The organism is Pseudaeromonas sharmana (assembly GCF_042649925.1).
In the GTDB taxonomy this organism is placed as follows: Bacteria; Pseudomonadota; Gammaproteobacteria; order Enterobacterales; family Aeromonadaceae; genus Pseudaeromonas; species Pseudaeromonas sharmana.
On sequence record NZ_JBHSAF010000007.1, the window covers coordinates 255,012 to 279,608 of the forward strand.

The following is a 24,597-nucleotide window of genomic DNA, read 5'->3' on the forward strand; positions in this document are numbered from 1 at the left end:
AATTCGATCAGGAATCGGCTTAGCCGCCGACGGCGATGCGCTTCATGTCCTTCATGTAGCCACGCAGCACCTTGCCGATCGCTTCGATCGGGTGGTTGCGGATGGCATCGTTGGCCTGCACCAGGGCCACGTTGTCGACCCCGTTGGAGGTCTCCTGCAGCCCCTTGCCGATCACATCCAGGCCGACCTTCGGCATGATGTGGTCGCGCAGCAACGGCACAGCCGCGTTGGCGAACAGGTAGTTACCGTACTCGGCGGTGTCGGAGATCACCACGTTCATCTCGTACAGGCGCTTACGAGCGATGGTGTTGGCGATCAGCGGCAGTTCATGCAGTGATTCGTAATAGGCTGACTCTTCAATGATGCCGGAAGAGACCATGGTTTCGAACGCCAGTTCGACACCGGCCTTGACCATAGCGACCATCAGGATGCCGTGGTCGAAATACTCTTGCTCGCTGATGGTGCCGTTGAACACAGGTGCGTTTTCAAACGCGGTCTTGCCGGTCTCTTCGCGCCAGGTCAGCAGCTTGACGTCATCCGCCGCCCAGTCGGCCATCATGCCGCTGGAGAAGGCACCGCCGATGATGTCATCCATGTGCTTCTGGAACAGCGGACGCAGCAGATCCTTCATCTCTTCTGCCAGCTCGAAAGCCTTCAGCTTGGCCGGATTGGTCAGACGATCCATCATGGTGGTGATGCCGCCCTGCTTCAGGGCCTCGGTGATGGTTTCCCAGCCGAACTGGATCAGCTTGCCAGCGTAGCCGGCATCGATGCCACCGGCGACCATCTTGTCGTAGCACAGGATGGAACCCGCTTGCAGCATGCCACACAGAATGGTTTGCTCGCCCATCAGGTCCGACTTCACTTCCGCGACGAACGAGGACTCCAGTACACCGGCACGGTGACCACCGGTCGCGGCGGCCCACGCCTTGGCGATGGCCATGCCTTCACCACGCGGATCGTTTTCCGGGTGCACGGCGATCAGCGTCGGCACACCGAAACCACGCTTGTACTCTTCACGCACTTCGGTACCCGGGCACTTCGGCGCCACCATGACCACGGTCAGATCCTTACGCACTTGGGTGCCTTCCTCAACGATGTTGAAACCGTGGGAGTAACCCAGTGCCGCGCCCTGCTTCATCAGCGGCATGACCGCCTTGACGACGCCGGTATGCTGCTTGTCCGGAGTCAGGTTGACCACCAGATCAGCGCCCGGGATCAGCTCTTCATAGGTGCCGACCTTGAAGCCGTTGGCGGTGGCTTGTTGCCAGGACTTGCGACGCTCGGCGATCGCCTCGGCACGCAGGGCATAGGCCACATCCAGACCGGAATCACGCATGTTCAGACCCTGGTTCAGACCTTGAGCACCACAACCGACGATGACGACCTTCTTGCCCTTGAGGAAATCGCAACCGGAGGCGAATTCGTCACGGTTCATGAAACGGCATTTGCCCAGTTGGGCCAGCTGCTGACGCAGGTTCAGGGTATTGAAATAGTTGGACATGGGTGACTCCATTTAAGACGGTAAATTCCTTGTGTCCCGGATGGGACAACGACTGAAGCACTATAGCCGACACATTTCATTGCCGGAAATGATATATTCGGAACAGAATATTGCATTTAGCGGAATGTGATTTTCCCCTCGCTGCCCGGTACATCATCACGGAGGATGCCATGGAGTTGCGCAATCTGGAGTTGTTTTTGCATTTGGCCGACAGCCTGCATTTTGCCCGCACCGCCGATGCGATGGCCGTCAGCCCCTCGACGCTCAGCCGGGCGATTCAGCGCCTGGAGCAGGAGGTCGGTTGCCCACTGTTTGAGCGCGACAATCGCACCGTCCAGCTGACCCCGGCCGGCGATCGATTGCGAGAATTCGGTCGTCATCTGCTCGATGACTGGCAAGCTTTGCGTCACGAGCTGCGCCACGTCGGCGAACCGCTGCAGGGGCGACTGCGCGTCTACTGCTCTGTCACCGCCAGCTACTTCCTGCTGCCAGACATACTGGGGCGTTTTCGGGCGCGTTATCCGCAGCTGGAGATCAAACTCGAGACCGGCGATCCAGCCCTGGCTGTCGACAAGGTGCTCTCCGACGAGGCCGAACTCGGCATCGCCGCCCGCCCCGATGCCCTGCCGGGCAAGCTGCACTTCATCTCGCTGCAGCGGGTGCCGCTGGTGTTTATCGCGCCAAAATCCACCAGCCCGGTGACGCGCTGGTTGCAAAATGAAGAACCGGACTGGGAACGGTTGCCGCTGATCCTCTCCGAGCAAGGGTTGGCGCGTAAACGCTGCGACCAGTGGTTACGCAACCGGGGCATCAGCCCGAACCTGTATGCCGAAGTCGCCGGTAACGAGGCGATTGTCAGCATGGTGGCGCTCGGCTGCGGCGTCGGCGTAGTGCCGGAGGCGGTGATCGACCACAGCCCGATGGGTGACAAGGTGCGGATTTTAGAGGTGCGACCAGCGCTGAAGCCATTCGATGTTGGCCTCTGCGTACAGAAACGGCGGCTCGATGAACCGATGATCCGCGCCTTCTGGGAGACGGCACAGCAACGCAACTAATCCGACCTTTCTTGTCAGACATCTTAAGGGCAGTTTAAGGTTGGCAGGCTACACTGTGAAAGTTTGTCAAACCAGGAGTGAGAGTCCCATGAACAAGATTGCGTCTATCTGCTGCACCCTGTTGTTCTCCGCCAGCATGGCCGTTCCGCTGCTGGCTCACGCCTCAGTCGAGGCGGACATGAAGGCGATGTCAAAAGCGCTGCGGTCCGCCAGTACCGCCACCGATGCCGCGACGATGCAAAGCAGCCTCGCCGCGCTGAAAGAGGCGACACTGAAGGCCAAATCCGACGTGCCGGATGGCATGAAGGATCAAGCTGCAGACAGCCCGGCTCGCAAAACCTACACCGAAGGGCTGGATAGCGTTCTTCAGCAGGTCGATGCCGCCAAGGCGTTGATCGATGCCGGCAAACTTGACGAAGCCAAGGCCGCAATCAAGGCCATCAACGACACCAAGAAGAGCTATCACCAGAAACTCGGTGTCTGACACTGAACAGTGGAGCCGCACTGGCTCCACTGCCACACCCCTCACAGTTTCATCAATTCGCGCGCCAGCGCTCCCCGGTCAGGCCCCTAACCGCACGCGAGCCATGTACAGTTAATGAAACCCTGTTCTTGCCTTCCGGTTTGCCTTCGAGGACGTTATGACACCGCTCACCAGCCTGTTTTGTCAGCCACAGCACCTGCCCAGCGTCCCTGAAGTGGTTCGTGAGCTGATGGACTCCTTCAATGAGCCCGACCCGGACCTGCTGAACATCGCCAACCAAATCAGCCGCGATCCGGTGATCACTGCCCGCCTGCTCGGCCTGGCGAATGCCGCGCGCTTCGGTGGTGGCCGGGTCATCACCTCGGTACGCGAAGCCTGCATCCGGCTGGGATTGGGTACGGTACGTAATTTGGTCCTCGCATGCGGCCTGACCCAGTCCGTTTCTGCCGTGCCAGGCATCCATCTGGGCCATTACTGGCATCAGGTGTTCACCGTCGCTGAACTGGCTAAGCGGCTGGCTCGCCAGGGTGGCGGGAATGGCGATTTGGCATTTACCACCGGCTTGCTGCATGCCCTCGGACAGCTGGTGCTGCACTTGGCGCTGCCGGCGGCGGCGTTACAAACGCTGCAGCAGGAAACGGTCCGCAGCGGCGACGTCGCCGCGCAGCGCCATCTGCTCGGCTATGACTATGCCCTGGTCGGCGCCGAACTGGCGCAGCGCTGGAAACTGCCTGCCCACCTGGTCGAGGCGATTCGCGATCACCTGCAACCGCTGGCGACCCAACCGGCCAACCAGGAAGCCTGCATCGTCCACCTGGCGCTGTGGCTCTCGTCGCTCACCGATGCCCTCCCGGATGATCCTGTCGAAAACTGGCCCGCGCCGGTGGCGATACAGTGCGGTGTGTCATGGCCGGATCTCGCTACGGTCTGGCAGCTATACCACCTCGATGGCCATGGTCTGGCTTCGCTGTTGAATGGCGGATAACCGTACAACGCGCAGGCAAAGCGGCAAAAAGCACCCATACTTGATTCGATGCAGACAGAATGCTGTTTTTATCGCGACCAACGCCGGGGAGCCAGACCATGCCAACCATGCAAGACCTGCTAAACAAGCCACAACACTTGCCCAGCGTACCGGAAGTGGTACGCGAACTGATTCAGACCTTCAACCAGCCGGATCCCGATCTGCTACTGATCGCCGACAAGCTGTCGCGCGATCCCGTCATCTCCGCCAAGCTGCTGCGCCTGGCCAACTCAGCCCGCTTCGGGTGCAGCCGCCAGATCGCCACCGTCAAGGAGGCCGCGGTGCGGCTGGGGACGGACACAGTGCGCAACATGGTGCTGGCCTGCAGCCTGACCGGTTCGATCAAGACGGTCCCCGGCATCGACCTCAAATATTTCTGGGCCCAGGTCTTCGATGTCGCCGAACTGGCGAAGCGGCTGGCCCAGCTACAAGGCAAGAAGGGAGAGGAGGTGTTCACCTGTGCCTTGCTGCACGCACTGGGCCGGCTGATCATGCACCTTGGCCTGCCGGAGACCATGGTACAACGCATCTGCGATCTCGAGCCGCACAAGGGCCGGGCGGCGGCGGAGCAGATTACCGTCGGCTTCACCTATGCCGAACTCGGCGCCGAGCTGGCCAGACAGTGGAATTTTCCATCCACCTTCTGTCACGCCATCGCCTGGCATTACAACCCGCTGAAAGCCGAGCCCTTTTCCGAGGAGGCCGCCCTGATCCATCTGGCAATCGCCCTATCAATCCTGCCTGAGACATTGCCAGATGACGCCCCGGACGACTGGCCGCACAAGGTCGCCGCACGGGTTGGCCTCGACTGGGCAAGCTGCCGGCGCTGTGCCGAGCAACAACGGGAACTGGGCCACGGCTACGCCGCCCTGATTGCCGCCTGAGTGACGGGCCAGCCACCGGCCTAAACGCCCGCCATGTCATCCTGCAGCGCCAGGCCCAACGCCTGGCGCACGCGCGACAACTGTTCGGCGGTCACCGCCTGTGCCCGTTGCGTGCCCGCAGCCAGCAGGCGAATCAACTCGCCCTTATCCGCCAGATACTCGGCCCGTCGCGCGCGAATCGGCGCCAGCAGCGTCTGCAGCTCCTCGTTCAGCCGCCGTTTCAGCACCATGTCACCCAGGCCACCGCGCCGGTAGTGTGCCTTCAGCGCCGCTATGTGTTCCGGATCGGCACTGAACGCATCCAGATAACTGAACACCACATTCCCCTCGACCTGTCCCGGATCGCTGACGCGCAGGTGATGGGGATCGGTATACATCTGCATCACCGCGGCCTGGATCTCCTGCTCGCTAGCCCCCAGCGTTATGGTATTGCCCAGTGACTTCGACATCTTCGCCTTGCCATCGATGCCCGGCAGCCGGCTCACCTTGCCCAACAACGCCTGGCATTCGGTCAGCACGGGAGCACCGACAATGCGATTGAAGCTGCGCACTATCTCGTTGGTCTGTTCGATCATCGGCAGCTGGTCGTCACCTACGGGCACATGGGTAGCGGCAAAAGCGGTGATATCCGCCGCCTGGCTGACCGGATAGACCAGGAACCCGGCCGGCAGCGAGCGTTCAAAGCCCTTCTGCTCGATTTCGCTCTTCACGGTCGGATTGCGTTCCAGCCGCGACACTGTCACCAGATTCAGGTAGTACATGGTCAGCTCGGCGAGCGCCGGCAGCGCCGATTGCAGACAAATGGTGGTCTGGTCAGGATCGATCCCTACCGCCAGGTAATCGGCGACGACGTTGAGGGTGTTTTCGCTGATTTTTTCCGGGTTTTGACCGTTGTCGGTCAGCCCCTGCAGATCGGCTACCAGCACCGTCTGGTCATGGTGCTGTTGCAGTTCAACCCGCTGCCGCAGCGAGCCGACATAGTGACCCAGATGCAGCGGGCCGGTGGGACGATCGCCAGTAAGGATGGTGTAACGCATGAGGTAAGCTCCTGTTGCAGTGAATGCCGGTCGGGAGCCTCACAAAAACAACATGCCGCCCGATCCGGCGGCATGAAATAGGGGTGTGAACACGCCTGGCCGCCTCAGTCGAGGCGCCACCACGCAGCGTGTCGAGCGGACATCCGTATTGTGTTCATGGTTTTACCCTACACCCCGCTCGCCCCCAGAAGCAAGACCACATTGGCGCCCTGTGCGGTGTCGGTAGCGCTTTCCTGCGCTAGCGCAAAGCAACTATGGTCATCAGTGCAGCATACTCGCGGCAAAAAAGTGTAAACTAGCGCCGTTTTTTGGCCGGCAGCGCCCGAGGAGGCGTCAACCCGGTCAGGTGCAGGTGCACAGGACGTACAGGTTTCAACCCTCGACTCTTAGGAAAGCCAACCGATGAAAAACATCAACCCGACCCAGACCAAGGCCTGGAAGGCGCTGGAGGCTCACTTCGCCGCCAACAAGGATCGTCAAATCAAGGATCTTTTCGCCGCCGATGCGGCCCGTTTCGACAAGTTCTCCACCACTTTCGGTGGCGACATCCTCGTCGACTACTCCAAGAACCTTATCAGCGAGGAGACCCTCGCCCTGTTGATCGATCTGGCCAAAGAGACGGATCTGCAAGCCGCGATCGACGCCATGTTCAACGGCGAGAAGATCAACCAGACCGAAGGTCGCTCCGTGCTGCACGTGGCACTGCGTAACCGCTCCGACCGCGAAATCCTGGTCGATGGCAAGGACGTGATGCCGGAAGTGAAGGCGGTGCTGGAAAAGATGAAGGCGTTCAGCGCCAAGATCATCTCCGGCGAGTGGAAGGGCTATACCGGCAAGGCGATCCAGCATGTCGTCAACATCGGTATCGGCGGCTCCGATCTGGGTCCGGTGATGATCACCGAGGCGCTGCGTCCGTACAAGAACCACCTCGAGATGCACTTCGTCTCCAACGTCGACGGCACCCATGTTGCCGAAACGCTGAAGAAGATCGATCCGGAAACCACCCTGTTCCTGGTGGCCTCCAAGACCTTCACCACCCAGGAAACCATGACCAACGCGCTGACCGCCCGTGACTGGTTCCTGAAGCACGCCGGTGACAAGGCTCATGTCGCCAAGCACTTCGCCGCGCTCTCCACCAACGGCAAGGCCGTGGCCGAGTTCGGTATCGACACCGCCAACATGTTCGAGTTCTGGGACTGGGTCGGTGGCCGCTACTCCTCCTGGTCTGCCATCGGCATGCCGATCGCGCTGTCCGTCGGTTACGACAACTTCGAAGCCCTGCTGCAAGGCGCCTTCGAGATGGACATGCACTTCGCCACCAAGGCGTACGGCGAGAACATCCCGGTACTGCTGGCGCTGATCGGCCTGTGGTACAACAATTTCTACGGCGCCGAATCCGAAGCGATTCTGCCGTACGACCAGTACATGCACCGTTTCCCGGCCTACTTCCAGCAAGGCAACATGGAATCCAACGGCAAGTATGTCGATCGCAACGGCAACAAGGTCGATTACCAGACTGGCCCCATCATCTGGGGTGAGCCGGGTACCAACGGCCAACATGCCTTCTATCAGCTGATTCACCAGGGCACCAAGCTGATCCCGTGCGACTTCCTGGCGCCGGCCATCAGCCACAACCCGATCGGCGACCACCATCCGAAGCTGCTGGCCAACTTCTTCGCCCAAACCGAGGCGCTGGCGTTCGGCAAGAGTCAGGAACAGGTCGAAGCCGAATTCCTGGCCGCCGGCAAGACGCTGGAACAGGTCAAGGATCTGGTGCCGTTCAAGGTGTTTGAAGGCAACCGCCCGACCAACAGCATCCTGTTCAAGCAGCTGACCCCGAAGACGCTGGGTGCCCTGATCGCCATGTACGAACACAAGATCTTCGTGCAAGGCGCCATCTGGAACATCTTCTCCTTCGATCAGTGGGGCGTTGAGCTGGGCAAGCAACTGGCCAACAAGATCCTGCCGGAACTGAACACCGGCGCGGCCATCGACAGCCACGACAGCTCTACCAACGGTCTGATCAATACCTGGAAGGCGTGGAAGTAATTTCGCCTCCTGCTGTCAAAAGCCGCTCCTCGGAGCGGCTTTTTTACGCCGGCATGTTGCCACCCCCCGATGCAAAATTCGCGGCGCGAGACACAGCCTGATGACAGGGCTGTGACTGGCACAGCCCCAGCGACAGCAGCATTGTTACCCCGCGCGGCGACTCAATGACTCGCCGCGACCAATTTGCCGTCGACCACGCTGAAGGTCCGCTGATTGTCGGCTCCCACATACGAGATGGCCGGCTGGCCAAATGCGATGAGCGCAAACGCGGCCGACTTCTCCGGCCGGTAATGCGCGGCCAGATTGGGATCCCCCTCCCCGGTATAGCGGGCAATATTGGGGTAAGGATAGACAGGGCGAGTAGCGAGGGGAGGCTTGCCCGGCACGGGCAAGGGGGAGCTCACCGCACGCGCGGCATGGAACTGGCCTGCAGCCTGTTGGCTTGCCGGGGCGCTGGTGGCCCGATGCGGCTGGATGAGTGCCGGCGGCGCCACCTTGGCGGCCACGATCTGCTCTGGAGCCTTGCCTGACTCGGTCCAGGCGAGTAGCGGCGTGAGAAAATCAATCTGATCATACCCCTCACCACGACCACAGTGACCGACGCCCGGTAGCAGGAAGAGCCGCAAGAACTGGTCGGTCGCCTCCGCACCGAGCTCGGCCTGCACGCCACGGTAATAGGCCAGCGAGAATGCCGGGCTGACGGAGTCATCCGCCAGTCCATGCCAGAGGATCAGCCGGCCGCCGCGCTGCATAAATGGGTGCAAATTGGTATTGGCGGCATTATTCAGTGCGGCCAGCTGAGCCACACGCTGGAAGTTCTGATGGGTCAACGGGAAATCGGCGAGGGAGTTGAGGTTGCGCTGGGTCTCGGGTAGCAACACATGCTGCAGCGCAGGCAACACCATGCTGAGGGACATGGCGGGCTCACCCTGGCGGGCTGGCACCGGCCACTGCAGCTCTGAGCCCAGAGGCATGCCACCGAGCACGAAGTGCCGACCCGAGGCATCGGAAGCCCCGGCATAGAGCCGTCCGGCCGCCAGGATCTCCTCACGGGTCAGACAGTTCTCTCCCGGCTTCTGCTCATCGGCACAGGTGGGCACCCAGCCCGGGTCGAACTGACAGGCATAAGGATTCTGCAATAGCCCATCCGCTACCCCGGAGAGGGTCGGACAGTGCCCCAGAACGGCCCGATGCAGAATCGGCAATCGATCCTTGAGCAGAATGGCACTACCATCCGCACGCTGATTGGCAACCACATTCCAGCCATGGAAAAAGGAGTTCTGGAATTGGAAAAAGGCGGCTGGAGCCCCGGCCGCGATGCCATCAAAATCCTCCGGGAAGCGCTGTGCCGCCATTAACGCCTCACGCCCGCCATCGGAGCACCCCATAAAGTAGGCATAACGCTGAGGCTGGCCATAATAGGCGCGAATAATGGCTTTGCTGACCAACGCCGTCTGGTGTTGGGCCCGATAGGCAAAATCAATGCGCTTCTGGGCGTCCTGCGCCCATGAGGCATCCATCATGCTGCCGCTGTGACCCATATCCGTACTGGCAACCACAAACTCGCCATGCAGAGCGGGCGTACAGCTATGGGCATTCGCCAGATTCAACGAGAGGGAACCACACAGTCCGCCACATCCCAATTGCAGGAAGCGCGAGCTCCAACGCTCGGTCGGCAGATTCACCTCAAAACCGATGGCTGGCGCTATGGTGCCAGTCACCTTGCAGAACGGCCCTTGCTCCGTGGTAATCAGGGTTGCCGCGCTGACGGTGACAGTGGCATCGGCTGCGGCCGAGAAGGAGTGTTTGGCCAACTGTTCACACGCCAAAAGGGGTTTGACGACAGGCAGGGTGGCGCCATCAGCCGCAACGGCCCATCCGCTCGCGAACAAACTCGCCACCAGCAATGGTCCGATAACAAGCAGATACCGCATTTGAGGATACTCCGATCTGATATTCCAGCCACCGCGCCAGACTGCAGGCGGCAAACATACCCCTCACTCTAGCTGGTCGCGGCAGAATACACACCGGCAGGCGGCAGCTCCCGGGGCCTTACATACTATTACTCCCAACGCCCGCCCGCGATCTTCACCCGATGCGGCTCATGTGCCGTAAATGGTCGCGCCCCACGCAACCGTGTCATCGCCACAGAGTCCTTTTTAACTCCGCAACAGCGCAACGTCGTCCTGGCTTGCACTTGGCAAAGCACATGCTAGTATGGACGTCTAAATGGCTAAGCATCTTTACCGCTGAAAGCATAAGCTTATCAAAAAAAGGAAAATAACATGACGGATCACAATACGACCTTGTTGGATGGCGGCATGGGGCGAGAACTTGAGCGACGCGGTGCCCCGTTTCGCCAGCCCGAATGGTCAGCGCTGGCATTGATGGAAGCGCCAGAACAGGTGGTTGCCGCTCATCAAGCCTTTATTGCCGCCGGCGCCCAGGTGATCACCACCAATAACTATGCCGTGGTGCCTTTTCATATTGGCGAGTCACGCTTTGCCGAACGCGGTCAGGAGCTGACCGCCCTGGCCGGACGTCTGGCGCGCCAGGCCAGCCGCGGCACCAGGGTGCGCGTGGCGGGTTCGCTGCCCCCGTTGTTTGGTTCGTACCGTGCCGATCTCTATCAGGCTGAGCGGGTACAGGAGCTGGCCACGCCCATTATCGCCGGGCTGGCGGCTCATGTAGATCTGTGGTTGGCCGAAACCCAGAGTCTAATCGCCGAAGTACGGGCCGTCCGCGCCCTGCTGCCGGAAGATGGCAAGCCCTATTGGGTCTCCTTTACCCTGCAAGATGCGGTGGTCAACGAGATCCCCAGATTGCGCTCTGGTGAGCCGGTCGCCGAGGCCATCCGCGCCGCCATCGAGCTGGGCGCCGAAGCGGCACTGTTCAATTGCAGTCAGCCCGAGGTCATCGAATCCGCGCTGCAGGTTGCCGCGTCGGTGCGTGACGAGCTGGGCGTGACGTTAAAGCTGGGCGCCTATGCCAACGCCTTTCCGCCCCAGCCAGAAGAGGCCACGGCCAATGATGGATTGGATGAGCTGCGCACCGATCTGGATCCCCCTGCCTATCTGCAGTGGGCAAGACGTTGGCAAACGGTCGGCGCCAACCTGATCGGTGGTTGCTGCGGCATTGGCCCAGAACATATTGCCGAGTTGGCCACGGCGTTTGGCACAGCGCAGGCTGCCGAGGTGACAGCATGAGCAACCAGAAGATCGGCGTCTGGTCGCTGACCGCTTTAGTTTTCAGCTCCATGGTCGGCGCCGGCGTTTTCAGCCTGCCGCAAAACATGGCCCAGGTGGCGGCACCGTTGGCGGTGCTGATCGGCTGGGCTATCACAGGGGTCGGCATCATACTGCTGGCTCTCTGCTTCTTGCACCTGTCACGCCAACGCCCGGATCTGGAGGGAGGCATCTACACCTACGCCCGCGCCGGCTTTGGCGAGCTCGTCGGTTTTTGTTCCGCCTGGGGTTACTGGCTGTGCGCCACCATCGGGATTGTCTCCTATCTGGTCATCGTCTTTGCCACCTTGAGCCTGTTTACCGATGGGCCGGAGGCGCGGATATTTGGCGATGGCAATACCTGGCAGGCCGTGAGTTGTGGTTCGCTCTTCGTCTGGGCGGTCCATTGGCTGGTGGCGCGCGGCATCCGCGAAGCCGCGCTGGTCAATCTGCTCGCCACCGTCGCCAAGCTGGTTCCGCTGTTGCTGTTCATCGGTCTGGCGCTGCTGGCCTTCCGCCTGGATCTGGCACAGCTGGATTTTCATGGCCTGACGCTGGAAGTGCCGGTCTGGGAGCAGGTAAAGCAGACCATGATCATCACCCTCTGGGTGTTTACTGGCATAGAGGGCGCTGTGGTGCTGTCGGCGCGGGCGCAAAAACGTCGGGATATTGGCCGCGCCACGCTGTTTGGCGTCTTGCTGGCCTTGGTGATCTATGTACTGGTGACGCTGCTGTCGTTTGGTTTGCAAAGCCGCGAGACACTGGCAGGTTTGCATAATCCCTCCATGGCCTTGCTGATGGGGCAACTGTTGGGTGAGCCCGGCAAGGTGATCATCGCCATCGGCCTGGTCATCTCGGTCTGTGCCTCTTACTTGAGCTGGACGCTGTTTGCGGTAGAAGTTCCCTGGAGTGCCGCCAACCATGGCGCCTTTCCCGCGATCTTCCGCCGCCAGAACCAGCGTGGGGTGGCCATCAACTCGCTGTGGCTGACCAGCCTGACAGTACAGGCCTCTCTGCTGGCGGTGTTGTGGAGTGGCGAGGGATATAACACCCTGCTCGCCATCTCCTCGCAGATGATACTGGTGCCGTACCTGCTGGTGGGCGCCTTCCTGCTGAAATGGAGCTGGCAACAAACAGCGAGCGCATCGGGCAGCGTGAGCGTCGTGCAATACCTGATTGCCGCGGGAGCGACCCTGTATGGCGCCTGGCTACTCTACGCCTCGGGATTGGATAATCTGCTGCTCTCGCTGTGGCTCTATATCCCCGGTCTGCTGCTGTTTTGGCTGGCCAAGCGTCGCTCACAAAGCAAGGTGCTGAACACAGTCACCGCCCGCTAATACCCTGGTCAAGGGTTAAGCATCTCCTGGCGGAGCGACACCACCAGCGTGGCGCTCCGCTGGCGGGCAGTGCGGGGGCAATCGAGCAGGAGAACAGATAACTCATTGAGTTAAAATATCAATTTCCATATTGCCAGCGGTGTCATTCCCTGTTTTCGCGGCGAGTCCACCTGCGCTCATGGCGCCACTCTGGTTCCCTGGCACTTGTCTTTTGCACCAAATTGGCACACCTCAGCCCCCTGCACCGCCAGAGGGCACATCACGCCAAGGGGCGCCGTTATCGGTTTTGTCCGTTATGGCACAGCCCTTGAATAGTCTCCGTTAAGCGCCTCTACCCCGAGGCATATCACCGGCCCTGCCGGATACACGGAGAGTACGTCATGAAGCCCAGCACCCGTTTTGCCGCCCTTGCCTGTCCGCTGTCTGTTGCCATCGTTGCCGCCACCTCGGCACAGGCTGAACCGCTGCAGAGTCTCGGCAAGGGCGAAGGGGTACTGGATATCATCGCCTGGCCCGGCTACATCGAACGCGGCGATACCGACAAGGCCTATGACTGGGTCACCGGCTTCGAGCAGGAGACCGGCTGTCAGGTCCGCGTCAAGACCGCCGCGACCTCGGACGAGATGGTCGCGCTGATGGCCAAGGGGGGCTATGACCTGGTCACCGCCTCCGGTGATGCCTCGCTGCGCCTGATCTACGGCAAACGGGTACAGCCCATCAACCCGGCGCTGATCCCGAACTGGAGCCAGATCGATTCACGCCTGCAAGATGCCCCCTGGCATACGGTCGCCGGCCAGCATTACGGCACCCCCTACCAGTGGGGGCCGAACGTGCTGATGTACAACACCAACGTCTTCAAGACCGCCCCGACCAGCTGGGCTGTGGTGTTCAAGCCGGAAACCCTGCCCGATGGCAAACCGAATCAGGGCCGGGTACAGGCCTATGATGGCGCCATCTACCTGGCCGATGCGGCGCTCTACCTCAAGCATGCGCAGCCGGAGCTCGGCATCACAGACCCCTACGAACTCAACGAGGCGCAGTATGCCGCCGTGCTGGCGCTGGTGCGCCAGCAACACAGCCTGATCCACCGCTACTGGCATGACTACAACGTGCAGATGAGCGACTTCAAGAACGAAGGGGTGGTCGCCTCCGGCGCCTGGCCGTTCCAGGTCAATGCGCTGCAGGCCGAGAAACAACCCATCGCCTCGACGATCCCGGTCGAAGGCGCCACCGGCTGGGCGGATACCACCATGCTGCATGCCAATGCCGCCCACCCGGTCTGCGCCTACAAGTGGCTGAACTGGTCGCTGCAACCCAAGGTGCAGGGTGATGTTGCCGCCTGGTTCGGCTCGGTACCGGCGGTGCCGGCTGCCTGCAAGGCGTCGAGCCTGCTGGGAGAGACCGGCTGCGCCACCAACGGCTTCGACAACTTCGCCAAGATCGCGTTCTGGAAGACGCCGCAGGCCAAGTGCAGCCAGGGCAGCTGTGTCCCCTACAGCCGCTGGGTGCAGGACTACATCGCCATCATGGGCGGCCGTTAACCGGGAGGCTGTATGACATTCGCCGTAGAGTTTTCAGCCGTCAGCCGGCTGTATGGCAAGGTCAAGGCGGTTGACCGCGTGTCGCTGCAGATCGAACAGGGTGAGTTCTTCTCGATGCTGGGGCCGTCAGGCTCCGGCAAGACCACCTGCCTGCGCCTGATGGCCGGCTTCGAGCAGCCCGATCTCGGCGTGGTGCGCCTCGGCGGCGTCGATGCCGTCGGCCTGCCGCCCTACCTGCGTGACGTGAATACCGTGTTTCAGGACTATGCGCTGTTCCCGCACCTCAGCGTCAGCGAGAACATCGCCTACGGCTTGAAGATCAAGGGCATCGGCCGCGGTGACCGGCTGGCGCGCAGCGAGGAGGCGCTGGAGCTGGTAGCCCTCGGCGGCTATGGCGATCGCAAGCCGTCGGCACTCTCCGGCGGCCAGCGCCAGCGCGTCGCGCTGGCCCGGGCACTGGTCAACCGTCCCAAGGTGCTGCTGCTGGATGAGCCGCTCGGCGCTCTGGATCTGAAACTGCGCGAGCAGATGCAGTCCGAACTGAAGCGGCTGCATCGCCATCTGGGCATCACCTTCGTCTATGTCACCCACGATCAGGGCGAGGCGCTGTCGATGTCCGACCGCGTTGCCGTGTTCAACCGCGGTCGCATCGAACAGCTGGATACTCCGCGTGCGCTGTACGCGCGGCCACAGACGCCGTTTGTCGCCCGCTTTGTCGGTTCGTCCAACGTCATCAGTGGCGAACTGGCACAGCGCCTCAGCGGCCAGGCTCAACCGTTCGCGCTGCGTCCGGAACACGTGCAGCTGCTGACCCCCTATGGCCAGCATGAGGTACAGGTTGAAGGCAAGCTGCGCCATGTCCACTACCACGGCGCCTACAGCCGGCTGGAGCTGGATCTCGGCCAGCAGCAGACGCTGGCGGTCCATGTGCCGCACCGTGATGGCGACGACGCTCTGCTGCCGGACATCGGCACCCGCCTCGGCTGTGGCTGGTCACGCAGCGCCATGGTGCCGCTGCAGGATGACAGCGGGAGCCAGCCATGAGTACCGCCCTCACCCCGACCACAGCCGCGGCCGGCTCGCCACTGGCTGGATTATCGGCCGCCGGCCGCCTCGGCCGCTGGCTGTTACTGCACCCGCATCTGATGCTGCTGCTCTGGCTGGCGCTGCCGCTGCTGTGGATGGGCGGCCTCTATCTGGGCTCGCTGTTCGGTCTGCTGGGTCAGAGCTTCTACACCTTCGACGACTTTACGATGTCGGTACTGCCGGAGTGGACGCTGGACAACTACCGCCAGCTGCTAAACGCCGGCAACCTCGACATAGTGCTGCGCACCGTGACGATGGCGCTGGCGGTCAGCATTGCCGATGCGCTGATGGCGTTCCCGATTGCGCTGTATATGGCACTCTACGCCAGCCCGCGCATCAAGGCGCTGTTCTACATCGGCGTCATGCTGCCGATGTGGGCCAGCTACATCGTCAAGGCCTATGCCTGGACGGCGATCCTTTCCCGCGATGGCCTGCTGCAATGGCTGCTCGGCCACCTCGGGCTGGAGCCGGCGCTGCAATGGCTGCTGCAGACCCCGATCGGTGGCAACACGCTGGCCACCTCGCACCTGGGGCGCTTTCTGGTGTTCAGCTACATCTGGCTGCCGTTCATGATCTTGCCGATCCAGGCGGCGCTGGAGCGCATCGCCCCCAGCCTGCTGCAGGCGGCCGGCGATCTGGGTGCCCGCCCCCGTCAGGTGCTGACCACTGTGCTGCTGCCCCTGGCGCTGCCCGGCGTCATGGCCGGCTCGATCTTCACCTTCTGCCTGACCCTCGGCGACTACATCATACCGACGCTGGTCGGCCCTTCCGGGCTGTTCATCGGCACCATGGTCTACACCCAGCAGGGCGCGGTCGGCAACATGCCGCTGGCGGCGTCCTTTACTGTGGTGCCCTTGCTGCTGATCAGCCTCTACCTGTGGTTTGCCAAACGACTGGGGGCTTTCGATGCACTCTGACCGTCATGCCTCACCGCTGTTGAAACTGCTGGCCTGGTGCGGACTGGGGCTGTTGCACCTGCCGCTGCTGGTCATCGCCCTGTACGCCTTCAATACCGAGAGTGCCGCCTTCAGTTTTCCGCTGCAGGGCTTCACGCTGCAGTGGTTTGCCGCCGCGGCGCGCCGCCCGGACATCCTGGACGCCGTCTGGCTGTCGCTGCAGGTGGCCGCCGCCGCAACGCTGCTGGCCCTGCTGCTCGGCACGCTGGCGGCGCTGGCGATGTGGCGCCACCGCTTCTTCGGCAAGGAGGCGTTCTCGATGCTGCTGGTGTTGCCGATTGCGCTGCCCGGCATCATCACCGGCCTGGCGCTGCTGGCCAGTTTCCAGCGCCTGGGCATAGAACCGGGCATGCTGACGCTGATCGTCAGCCACGCCACCTTCTGCGTGGTCATCGTCTTCAACAATGTGCTGGCGCGCTTCCGCCGCACCAGCCTGAGTCTGATCGAGGCGTCGCTGGATCTGGGCGCCAACGGCTGGCAAACCTTCCGTTATGTCGTGTTGCCAAACCTGGCCACCGCCATGCTGGCCGGCGGCCTGCTGGCGTTCGCGCTGTCGTTTGACGAAATCATAGTGACCACCTTTACCGCCGGTCACGAAAAGACGCTGCCGATCTGGCTGCTGGGCCAGCTGACCCGCCCCCGCGACGTGCCGATCACCAATGTGGTGGCGCTGGCGGTGATGCTGGCCACTGTGCTGCCGATTCTGGGCGCCTATTATCTAACCAAGGACACCGACACGGTCGCCGGCAGCGGCAAGTAGCTGCCCGACCCGACCTTTTACTGATGGAGCGACTGACATGCACAATCTACTTCTGATCAATGGCCAGCCGGTGGCCGGCACCGGTAGCGAACTCCCGGTCTTCAACCCGTCGACCGGCGCCGAACTGACCCGCATTCCGGAGGCCTCACCGGAACAGGTGCTGGCCGCCGTGGCCGCCGCCGATGCCGCTTTTCCGGCCTGGGCCGCACTGCCACCGCGCGAACGTTCCAGCCGTCTGCTGGCGCTGGCCGACGCCATCGAACGCAAGGGGGAAGAGCTGGCGCGCCTCGAATCGCTGAACTGTGGCAAGCCCTATCACGCCATGCTCAACGACGAGATCCCGGCGGTGGTGGACTGTTTCCGCTTCTTCGCCGGTGCCGCGCGCTGCCTGAATGGCTCGGCGGCCGGCGAGTATGTGCCGGGGTTCACGTCGATGATTCGCCGCGATCCGATCGGAGTCGTCGCCTCGATCGCGCCGTGGAACTACCCGCTGCAGATGGCCGCCTGGAAACTGGCACCGGCGCTGGCCGCGGGCAACACCGTGATCCTCAAGCCGTCGGAAGTCACCCCGCTGACCACGCTGGCACTGGTGCCGCTGCTGGCCGAGCTGCTGCCGCCCGGGGTGGTCAATATCGTCCACGGCCGCGGCGCCGAAGTCGGTGCACCGCTGGTCAGCCATCCGCGGGTGCGCATGGTATCGCTGACCGGCTCGATCCCGACCGGCAAGCGGTTGGTGGAATCTGCCGCCCAGACCCTCAAGCGCACTCACATGGAGCTTGGCGGCAAGGCACCGGTGATCGTGCTCGACGATGCCAACCTCGACGAAGTGGTGGCCGGCATCCGCACCTTCGGTTTCTATAACGCCGGGCAGGACTGCACCGCCGCCTGCCGCATCTATGCGCAGAAGGGGATCTACGACCGGCTGGTTGCCGATCTCGGCAGTGCCATCGGTTCGCTGAAGATGGGGCTGCAGGATGACCCGACCACCGAGCTGGGTCCGCTGATCTATGCCGCGCACCGCGACCGCGTGGTCAGCTTTGTCGACCGCGCCCGCGAGCAGAAGCACATCGAGATCGTCACCGGCGGCGGCGTCGGCGACGGCAATGGCTACTTCTACCAGCCAACCCTGGTGGCCGGCGCGCTGCAGAGCGATGAAATCGTGCAAAAAGAGGTGTTCGGCCCCGTGGTCTCGGTCACCGCCATCGACGATCTGGAGCAGGGTGTCGCCTTTGCCAACGACTCCGAATACGGCCTCGCCTCCTCGGTGTGGACCCAGGATGTCGGCAAGGCGATGTCGGCCGCCGCCGCGCTGCAGTACGGGTGCACCTGGATCAACACCCATTTCATCATCACCAACGAGATGCCCCATGGCGGCCTCAAGCAGTCCGGCTACGGCAAAGACATGTCGATTTATGCGCTGGAGGAGTACACCTGCGCCCGCCACGTCATGGTGAAGTGGTAACCGACCACCCCCTGTCAGCGATGACAGGGGGTGTTTTTATATTATCAACACCACAGATGGCTATTTATTAATAGCCATAGACTGAGAATATAAAATTAAATCCGGAGTGAAGCGCATTATTTTTTAATTAAAATCACTTAACCAAGTAGAATATAAACCCAGCCATCCGGCATGCTGCAGATTATTTCAAAATAACTGAAATGATCCGTTTTTTATTTGTATAAAACAGAGCAAGCCAGCAAAAAAGCCATTGTTTATGCTGATGAATTTATTATTGACGTCTTGGGTTTAATTATTTTACTGTCATCTGGCTTTTACTGATTTTCAGTCAGTTACTGCGTCAAACAAGATCAGTAACGGAAGACTCCCCTCGTGACGATGACGCCCATCCCGCCTGCGCCATCAAAAATCAGATTTATTTCTTGACCACATAAACTCTGATTGCAGGAACCGCTCCATGAACAGGACCGTTTATTTTATTGTTTGTTTACTCTGTCTGGGGGTGACCATGTCTGCCTCTGCTGCGACCCAGGCCTATCGGGCCAGTCTGCTCTATTTCACCGCCGATCCGACCCGGGATGCCAACGCCACGCACTACCTCGAAGATGGCCTGCTGCTGATCCGCGACGGCCACGTCGTCGCCGCCAGCGATTACGCCAGCGTGCCGGCGGCACAGCGGCGCCAGCTGACGATCACCGACTACCGCGGCAAGCTGCTGCTGCCGGGGTTTGTCGATACCCATATCCATTTTCCGCAGACCGAGATGATCGCCTCGTACGGCGAGCAGCTGCTGGAGTGGCTCAACAGCTACACCTTCCCCACCGAGCGCAAGTTTGCCGATGCCGGCTATGCCCGCCAGCGCGCCGGTTTCTTCATCGACGAACTGCTGCGCAACGGCACCACGACGGCGCTGGTGTTTGCCACCGTGCACCCGCAGTCGGTGGACGCGCTGTTCGAGGCGGCGGCCGCCAAGCAGATGCGGCTGATCGCCGGCAAGGTGCTGATGGACCGCAACGCGCCGGACTACCTGCGCGACACGGCGCAGCGCGGCTATGACGAGAGCCGCGCCCTGATCCGCAAGTGGCACCACCACGGGCGCCTGCTGTATGCCGTCACCCCGCGCTTTGCACCGACCTCGACGCCGCAGCAACTGGCACTGGCCGGCAAGCTGCTGCAGGAGTTCCCCGACGTCTACCTGCAGACCCACCTCAGCGAGAACAAGAACGAGATCGCCTGGGTCAAGTCGCTGTTTCCCGAGCGCAAGGGCTACCTGGATGTCTATGACCATTACGGTCTGGCCGGGCCACGGTCGCTGTTTGCCCATGCCATCCACCTCGAGGACGGCGAAGCGCAAACCCTGGCGGCCCGCGGCGCGGCGGTGGCCTTCTGCCCGACCTCGAACCTGTTCCTCGGCAGCGGCCTGTTCCGGCTGCATCCGCTGAAGCAGGCCGGCGTGCGGGTCGGCCTCGGCACCGATGTCGGCGCCGGCACCAGCTTCTCGATGCTGCAGACACTGAACGAAGGTTACAAGGTGCAGCAACTGCAGGGGGAAAAACTGTCGGCGCGCGAAGGGCTGTATCAGGCGACGCTTGGCGGCGCCGAGGCGCTGCAACTGGCCGACCGCATCGGCAGCTTCCAGCCGGGACGGGAGGCGGACTTTGTCGTGCTGGAGTGGGGCGCCACGCCGCTGCAGCAACTGCGCCAGTCCCAGGCCAGGACGCTGGACGACCGGCTATTTGCCCTGATGATGCAGGGCGATGATCGCAACGTCGTCGCCACCTATGTCAACGGCGAGCAGGCCTACCGCCGGCCATAACCGCGGCGTAACCGACGGGGCGTGGCGGGCGCCCCTGTGTCCCCCTCCGGCACGGCCAGTCACCGTTCGTTGTCAGTTGGACCCCAAAAATCGTATTAAAAACAAGGCTTTTCACCCTTGCCTGCAGACAGTATGCTGGCAAAAACCCCTATCGAGTCGCGATGATGCCGCTTTCTGACAGACTGAGCAGCTACCGCCAGGCACTGCTCGCCTTGCAACGGGAACAGTTCAAACTGCAGTTTCCCTCCCCCGCCCCCTCCATCGAGGAGGCCCGGTTCGAAGAGGAGCTGCAAGGGCTGGCCCGCTGGCTGGAGGCGCGTTTTACCGAGTTTTCCTGCCTGCAGGAGCTGACGACCGAGATCATCCAGGGCAGCCTGCTCGAAGAGGTATTGGCCCGGATCTATGATGCCTTCGAGCGCATCATCCCCTATGACCGCATCGGCTGTGCCCTGCTCAGCGACGATGGACAGCAGGTACGTTCCTACTGGGCTCGCTCACGCAACCAGAGCGCGCCGCTGCTCAAAGCCGGCTTCACCGCCCGCCTGGCCGGCAGCAGCCTGGAGCCGATCCTGCACAGCCACCAGCCGCGCATCATCAATAACCTGGCCGATTACCTGCACCAGCACCCGGAATCGACCGCCACACGGCTGATCCTGCAAGAGGGCATCCTCTCCAGCCTCACCTGCCCGCTGATTGCCGAAGGCAAAGCCATCGGCTTCCTGTTTTTTTCCAGCTGCCAGATCGGCACTTATCAGGCGCTGCACCAGCGTATTTTCCTGAACATTGCCCGCCAGGTGTCGCTGCTGATCGAAAAGAGCCACCTCTATCAGCAGGTGCATGAACTCAATCAGCAACTGATGCAGGCTCTGGCGCAACTCAAGGAGCAATCCTGCCGCGATGCCTTGACCGGACTGCTGCACCGGGGGGCCATCATGGAGTTCCTGACCAAGATGCAGGCCGAGAGTGAACGGGCCGGCACCCCCTGCGCGGTGATCATGGCCGATGTCGACCACTTCAAGCAGATCAACGACAGCCATGGCCATCCCGCCGGTGACCGGGTGCTGCAAGCAGTCGCGCAGACGCTGCGTGAGCAGGTACGAGATTACGATGCCGTCGGCCGCTATGGCGGTGAAGAGTTCCTGATCCTGCTGCGGGACCGCGATCACCACACCGCCTGTCTGACTGCCGAGCGCATACGCCACGCCATCGCCGCCCTGACGCTGCAGACAGCCAAGGGCCAACCGTTGCCGGTCACCCTCAGTCTGGGGGTGGCCATGTGCGATCCGAAAGCGCTGGATAACACGGAACGGCTGCTGTCTGCCGCCGACACCGCCTTGTATCAAGCCAAACGCCACGGCCGCAACCGCGTCTGCAGCTACCACGCCGGCGACGCGCACCGCTAAGCCAGGCTGGCCCGTCACACCGCTGGCCAGCACTCACGGCCGCATCACGGCCTTGACCTCCTGCTGCCAACGCCCGTGCTGCTGCGCCTGCAGGAAGATGCGGGTCAGCGCCGGCAGCATGGCCTTGTGCCGGGACGACACCAGCAGAAACAGTGGTTTACTGGCCAGCGGCGGCTCCTGCACCCGGTAATCCGTCACCCCCGCCGATGACATCTTGCCAGCGACCAAATCCCGGGCCAGCAAGATCACATCAAACCGGTTGGCAGCGAATGCGGCCACTAGCGCTTCATCACTACGCACACGATAGACATGCGCCAGACCCCGGCTCACTTGCTCGGAAAGCTGACTCCCCCGCACCAGACCCACGCGGTGGTGAGCCAAGTCGGCCGGATGGCGGATCGGCGACGCGGCCTGCCGTGTCACCGCCATCAGCTCGTATTGATGCAGTGCCACCGGCACCGGCTCGACCCCCGGGACCGCTTTAGCCACCAGCTCGGTCAGCAAAAAGGCCCCGTCTGCCTCCGGCCGGGCCAGCTCCGCCACCAATCGCGCCTGTGGCACCAGGCGGATATCCGCCGCTATGCCGGCCTCGGCCAGGCGTGAGGTGATCAGCGGCGCCAGCGGCTGCATGGTAGGAGTCGTCAGCAATAACCAGTGCTCTGCCGCCTGCAGTGTTGGGCTCAGCAGGCAGAGCCCCCCCAACCAGAACCCCAGCCAAAAGCGCTCGCGCATGGTAATTCTCCCGACGACAAAAAAGGTGGCGCCCACTAGCAAGCATAGTCGTCAGAAACTAGCCGTCGCGGGCAGAACAGCTAGAGCAAAAACGTCATTGATAGTTCACACAAGAGTCACAGCCCTGCCATCTGCCCCTCGCAGCATCGCTGCTACCGGTCTGGCACTGTTGCCCCGGCTGATTACGACAACAAACAACAAGGATGCCCTATGGTTTTTGCTCTACCTTCTACCCCGCCACACCGTCTGGCGCCCCTGGCCATCGCCTGTCTGCTGGCCGGCCTCGCCGCCTGTAACAGCGATGATCAGACCGCCTATGTCGCGCCGACGGCGCCGACCGGCCTCGGCTATGCCGCCAGTGCCGACAGCAATCCCGCCGCCGCCCCCTATATCGACAACGGCGCCAGCAACCAGCGCGGCAAGGCCTGTATGGCCACGTTGGAGACCAACGCCGGCGTGCGCGTCGTCGCCGGTTTTCTCGATATCTGGGAACCGCGGACACGTCTGGTGGATGCCGGCGTGACAGCCCCGGCGGACGGTGACTGCCCGGCGGTCACCAGTTCGGACTGGAGTGGCCTGCCCGGCTCGGCCACCGATGGCACAGTGAAAAACCAGAGCGTGCATGCTTACAACATCCATTTTGTCGAACAGCTGACCGCCAATCGCACCGCGGAGCAGGAGCTGGCGGCCTATCTGGACGATCGCCGCGGCAAAAACTACAGCCTCTCCGACGGCATGGGGCCGCTGACCGACGCCTGGCGTGCCGGTAGCAAGCAGACCACCACCATCACCGATATGCCCGCCGATGCCACCAGCGTCAAATATGACGACAAGGGCAACAACCGCGGCCTCGGCAGCGACAGCAACACCGATATGGGGCTGGCGGTCGACTTCATCAACGCCCTGAGCGTCGATGGCTCCACCGAGCCGGCCAAGCGCTTCTACAAGTACGCGCGGCCATGGCGCTGGAGCAGTGCCGTCAAGGTGGTGCCGACTTTGGAACCGGCCAAGAGCGGCACCCCGACCACAGACGGCGGCTTCATCAGCGGCCACACCGCCGAAGGGGTACGTGACAGCCTGGCGATGGCCTATCTGGTGCCGGAGCGTTATCAGGAGATGCTGGCGCGCGGCCTGGAGCTGGGCGAAAACCGCATTCTGGCCGGCATGCACTCGCCGCTGGACGTAATCGGTGGCCGCATTCAGGCTTTGGCGGTCGTCGCCTACAACCTGCATCGCAGCGAAGTGACGAGCCTCAAGCAGAGTGCCTACACCCAAACCCACACCTGGCTGAACCAGCAGCTGGGGCTTGGCGATGACAGCAGCCTGTGGGATGCGGCCCACAGTGGCAGCCAGGACCGCTTCGCCGACCATGCGCAGATCAAGGCCGACTACCTGCGCCGGCTGACGTTCGGCTTCACACCAATCGCCGCCACCGACCAACCGGCCGTGGTGCCGAAAGGGGCCGAGATCCTGCTCGAAACCCGCCTGCCCTACCTGAGCGACGAGCAACGCCGCGTGGTGCTGCAGAGCACGGCGCTGCCCTCCGGTTATCCGCTGATGGACGACGCCGAAGGCTGGGGACGGCTGAACCTGTTTGCCGCCGCCGATGGCTACGGCCGTTTTGACGGTGATGTCGACCTGCTGATGGACGCTGCTGCAGGCGGTTTCCACGCCAGCGATCGCTGGCGCAATGACATCAGTGGCGCCGGCAAGCTGAGCAAACGCGGTAGTGGCAGCCTGATCCTCAGCGGCAACAACAGCTGGACCGGTGGTACCGATCTGCAGGAAGGCACGCTGCAGGCGAGTTCACCGACAGCCCTCGGCGCCGGCGATCTCTACCAGCGCGGCGGCACCCTGCAGGTCGACGCGGCACTGCAAATCGGAGGCCATTACACCCAACAGCCTGGAGCGATACTGCACAGCGTCCTCGGCAGCAACGGCTCCGGCCGTCTGAGCATCACCGGCGATGCCATACTGGCAGGCGAGCTGATCGTCACCTTGCAAGCGGGCTACCAGCCGACCGTAGGTGACACGCTGCAACTGCTGCGCTGCGATGCTCGCCACGGCAGCTTCAGCAAGGTGACCGTCGCAGGTTATACCGTCACCCCGATCTACAGCGCCCACGGCGTACAGCTGCGCATCGACGGCCAGCAGAGCTGAGTCTGCCCGGCGCGCGAACCTTAAGCCCCCTGATGACGCGGCCCCGGCCGCGTCATTTTTTTACCCCGAACCGAGGGTTATCC

General features: G+C 62.2%; 19 protein-coding genes. 15 read left to right on the forward strand and 4 right to left on the reverse strand.

The genetic code is table 11. The annotated features are described in order from the left end of the window. Window positions 1-19: 19 nt before the first annotated feature. On the reverse strand, window positions 20-1,504 hold the full coding sequence (gene ilvC / locus ACFOSS_RS08890) for a ketol-acid reductoisomerase (RefSeq protein ID WP_377151959.1): 1,485 nt from the start codon (window positions 1,502-1,504) through the stop codon (window positions 20-22). Between the two features lie 170 nt (window positions 1,505-1,674). On the opposite strand from ilvC, the gene ilvY reads away from it, so the two are divergent. The 4 genes from ilvY (at window position 1,675) to ACFOSS_RS08910 (ending at window position 4,951) form a co-directional block, all read left to right on the forward strand. Further along, window positions 1,675-2,559 (forward strand): HTH-type transcriptional activator IlvY, encoded by an 885-nt coding sequence (gene ilvY, locus ACFOSS_RS08895; protein ID WP_377151960.1) that lies wholly within the window; start codon window positions 1,675-1,677, stop codon window positions 2,557-2,559. An 88-nt stretch (window positions 2,560-2,647) separates the two neighbouring features. Beyond that, entirely contained in the window at window positions 2,648-3,043 is a 396-nt protein-coding gene (locus ACFOSS_RS08900) for a cytochrome b562 (RefSeq protein ID WP_377151961.1), read from the forward strand. 157 nt (window positions 3,044-3,200) lie between these two features. Further along, on the forward strand, window positions 3,201-4,028 hold the full coding sequence (locus ACFOSS_RS08905) for an HDOD domain-containing protein (RefSeq protein WP_377151962.1): 828 nt from the start codon (window positions 3,201-3,203) through the stop codon (window positions 4,026-4,028). A 98-nt stretch (window positions 4,029-4,126) separates the two neighbouring features. After that, entirely contained in the window at window positions 4,127-4,951 is an 825-nt protein-coding gene (locus tag ACFOSS_RS08910; protein WP_377151963.1) for an HDOD domain-containing protein, read from the forward strand. 20 nt (window positions 4,952-4,971) lie between these two features. Here the strand turns inward: ACFOSS_RS08910 and trpS are convergent, their stop codons facing one another. Next, window positions 4,972-5,988, reverse strand: a complete 1,017-nt coding sequence (trpS, locus tag ACFOSS_RS08915) for a tryptophan--tRNA ligase (RefSeq protein ID WP_377151964.1) — start codon at window positions 5,986-5,988, stop codon at window positions 4,972-4,974. 402 nt (window positions 5,989-6,390) lie between these two features. Between trpS and pgi the strand changes: the two genes are divergently transcribed. Beyond that, window positions 6,391-8,037 carry a glucose-6-phosphate isomerase gene (gene pgi / locus ACFOSS_RS08920; protein WP_377151965.1) on the forward strand — a complete coding sequence of 549 codons (1,647 nt, stop codon included), beginning with the start codon at window positions 6,391-6,393 and terminating at the stop codon, window positions 8,035-8,037. A gap of 161 nt (window positions 8,038-8,198) precedes the next feature. Here pgi and ACFOSS_RS08925 read toward each other — a convergent pair whose 3' ends face one another. Continuing rightward, the gene (locus tag ACFOSS_RS08925) at window positions 8,199-9,971 is read right to left on the reverse strand and encodes a tannase/feruloyl esterase family alpha/beta hydrolase (RefSeq protein WP_377151966.1); all 1,773 of its coding nucleotides are present in this window, start codon (window positions 9,969-9,971) and stop codon (window positions 8,199-8,201) included. Between the two features lie 351 nt (window positions 9,972-10,322). Between ACFOSS_RS08925 and ACFOSS_RS08930 the strand changes: the two genes are divergently transcribed. The 9 genes from ACFOSS_RS08930 (at window position 10,323) to ACFOSS_RS08970 (ending at window position 21,622) form a co-directional block, all read left to right on the forward strand. Then, complete coding sequence (locus tag ACFOSS_RS08930; protein WP_377151967.1) at window positions 10,323-11,243, forward strand: homocysteine S-methyltransferase family protein; 921 nt, start codon at window positions 10,323-10,325, stop codon at window positions 11,241-11,243. Further along, window positions 11,240-12,598 carry a basic amino acid/polyamine antiporter gene (locus ACFOSS_RS08935; protein ID WP_377151969.1) on the forward strand — a complete coding sequence of 453 codons (1,359 nt, stop codon included), beginning with the start codon at window positions 11,240-11,242 and terminating at the stop codon, window positions 12,596-12,598. The genes ACFOSS_RS08930 and ACFOSS_RS08935 overlap by 4 nt, the downstream gene beginning before the upstream one ends. A 380-nt stretch (window positions 12,599-12,978) precedes the next feature. Beyond that, window positions 12,979-14,139, forward strand: a complete 1,161-nt coding sequence (locus tag ACFOSS_RS08940; RefSeq protein ID WP_377151970.1) for an ABC transporter substrate-binding protein — start codon at window positions 12,979-12,981, stop codon at window positions 14,137-14,139. Between the two features lie 12 nt (window positions 14,140-14,151). Continuing rightward, the gene (locus tag ACFOSS_RS08945; RefSeq protein ID WP_377151971.1) at window positions 14,152-15,183 is read left to right on the forward strand and encodes an ABC transporter ATP-binding protein; all 1,032 of its coding nucleotides are present in this window, start codon (window positions 14,152-14,154) and stop codon (window positions 15,181-15,183) included. Further along, the gene (locus tag ACFOSS_RS08950; RefSeq protein ID WP_377151972.1) at window positions 15,180-16,142 is read left to right on the forward strand and encodes an ABC transporter permease; all 963 of its coding nucleotides are present in this window, start codon (window positions 15,180-15,182) and stop codon (window positions 16,140-16,142) included. Before ACFOSS_RS08945 ends, ACFOSS_RS08950 begins: the two co-directional genes overlap by 4 nt. Continuing rightward, complete coding sequence (locus ACFOSS_RS08955; RefSeq protein WP_377151973.1) at window positions 16,132-16,941, forward strand: ABC transporter permease; 810 nt, start codon at window positions 16,132-16,134, stop codon at window positions 16,939-16,941. The genes ACFOSS_RS08950 and ACFOSS_RS08955 overlap by 11 nt, the downstream gene beginning before the upstream one ends. 37 nt (window positions 16,942-16,978) lie before the next feature. Then, window positions 16,979-18,403 carry a gamma-aminobutyraldehyde dehydrogenase gene (locus ACFOSS_RS08960; protein WP_377151974.1) on the forward strand — a complete coding sequence of 475 codons (1,425 nt, stop codon included), beginning with the start codon at window positions 16,979-16,981 and terminating at the stop codon, window positions 18,401-18,403. 457 nt (window positions 18,404-18,860) lie between these two features. After that, complete coding sequence (guaD, locus tag ACFOSS_RS08965) at window positions 18,861-20,219, forward strand: guanine deaminase (protein ID WP_377151975.1); 1,359 nt, start codon at window positions 18,861-18,863, stop codon at window positions 20,217-20,219. A gap of 161 nt (window positions 20,220-20,380) precedes the next feature. Continuing rightward, complete coding sequence (locus ACFOSS_RS08970) at window positions 20,381-21,622, forward strand: sensor domain-containing diguanylate cyclase (protein ID WP_377151976.1); 1,242 nt, start codon at window positions 20,381-20,383, stop codon at window positions 21,620-21,622. 33 nt (window positions 21,623-21,655) lie between these two features. Here ACFOSS_RS08970 and ACFOSS_RS08975 read toward each other — a convergent pair whose 3' ends face one another. Then, window positions 21,656-22,354: a substrate-binding periplasmic protein gene (locus ACFOSS_RS08975; protein WP_377151977.1), complete on the reverse strand. Its 699-nt coding sequence runs from the start codon at window positions 22,352-22,354 to the stop codon at window positions 21,656-21,658. A gap of 210 nt (window positions 22,355-22,564) precedes the next feature. On the opposite strand from ACFOSS_RS08975, the gene ACFOSS_RS08980 reads away from it, so the two are divergent. Then, window positions 22,565-24,514 (forward strand): acid phosphatase, encoded by a 1,950-nt coding sequence (locus ACFOSS_RS08980; protein ID WP_377151978.1) that lies wholly within the window; start codon window positions 22,565-22,567, stop codon window positions 24,512-24,514. Window positions 24,515-24,597 lie beyond the last annotated feature (83 nt).

Excerpts from the sequence above, each read along its gene's own strand:
- ilvC (WP_377151959.1), bottom strand. The coding sequence starts at position 1,504 with ATGTCCAACTATTTCAATACCCTGAACCTGCGTCAGCAGCTGGCCCAA.
- ilvY (WP_377151960.1), top strand. The coding sequence starts at position 1,675 with ATGGAGTTGCGCAATCTGGAGTTGTTTTTGCATTTGGCCGACAGCCTG.
- ACFOSS_RS08900 (WP_377151961.1), top strand. The coding sequence starts at position 2,648 with ATGAACAAGATTGCGTCTATCTGCTGCACCCTGTTGTTCTCCGCCAGC.
- ACFOSS_RS08905 (WP_377151962.1), top strand. The coding sequence starts at position 3,201 with ATGACACCGCTCACCAGCCTGTTTTGTCAGCCACAGCACCTGCCCAGC.
- ACFOSS_RS08910 (WP_377151963.1), top strand. The coding sequence starts at position 4,127 with ATGCCAACCATGCAAGACCTGCTAAACAAGCCACAACACTTGCCCAGC.
- trpS (WP_377151964.1), bottom strand. The coding sequence starts at position 5,988 with ATGCGTTACACCATCCTTACTGGCGATCGTCCCACCGGCCCGCTGCAT.
- pgi (WP_377151965.1), top strand. The coding sequence starts at position 6,391 with ATGAAAAACATCAACCCGACCCAGACCAAGGCCTGGAAGGCGCTGGAG.
- ACFOSS_RS08925 (WP_377151966.1), bottom strand. The coding sequence starts at position 9,971 with ATGCGGTATCTGCTTGTTATCGGACCATTGCTGGTGGCGAGTTTGTTC.
- ACFOSS_RS08930 (WP_377151967.1), top strand. The coding sequence starts at position 10,323 with ATGACGGATCACAATACGACCTTGTTGGATGGCGGCATGGGGCGAGAA.
- ACFOSS_RS08935 (WP_377151969.1), top strand. The coding sequence starts at position 11,240 with ATGAGCAACCAGAAGATCGGCGTCTGGTCGCTGACCGCTTTAGTTTTC.
- ACFOSS_RS08940 (WP_377151970.1), top strand. The coding sequence starts at position 12,979 with ATGAAGCCCAGCACCCGTTTTGCCGCCCTTGCCTGTCCGCTGTCTGTT.
- ACFOSS_RS08945 (WP_377151971.1), top strand. The coding sequence starts at position 14,152 with ATGACATTCGCCGTAGAGTTTTCAGCCGTCAGCCGGCTGTATGGCAAG.
- ACFOSS_RS08950 (WP_377151972.1), top strand. The coding sequence starts at position 15,180 with ATGAGTACCGCCCTCACCCCGACCACAGCCGCGGCCGGCTCGCCACTG.
- ACFOSS_RS08955 (WP_377151973.1), top strand. The coding sequence starts at position 16,132 with ATGCACTCTGACCGTCATGCCTCACCGCTGTTGAAACTGCTGGCCTGG.
- ACFOSS_RS08960 (WP_377151974.1), top strand. The coding sequence starts at position 16,979 with ATGCACAATCTACTTCTGATCAATGGCCAGCCGGTGGCCGGCACCGGT.
- guaD (WP_377151975.1), top strand. The coding sequence starts at position 18,861 with ATGAACAGGACCGTTTATTTTATTGTTTGTTTACTCTGTCTGGGGGTG.
- ACFOSS_RS08970 (WP_377151976.1), top strand. The coding sequence starts at position 20,381 with ATGATGCCGCTTTCTGACAGACTGAGCAGCTACCGCCAGGCACTGCTC.
- ACFOSS_RS08975 (WP_377151977.1), bottom strand. The coding sequence starts at position 22,354 with ATGCGCGAGCGCTTTTGGCTGGGGTTCTGGTTGGGGGGGCTCTGCCTG.
- ACFOSS_RS08980 (WP_377151978.1), top strand. The coding sequence starts at position 22,565 with ATGGTTTTTGCTCTACCTTCTACCCCGCCACACCGTCTGGCGCCCCTG.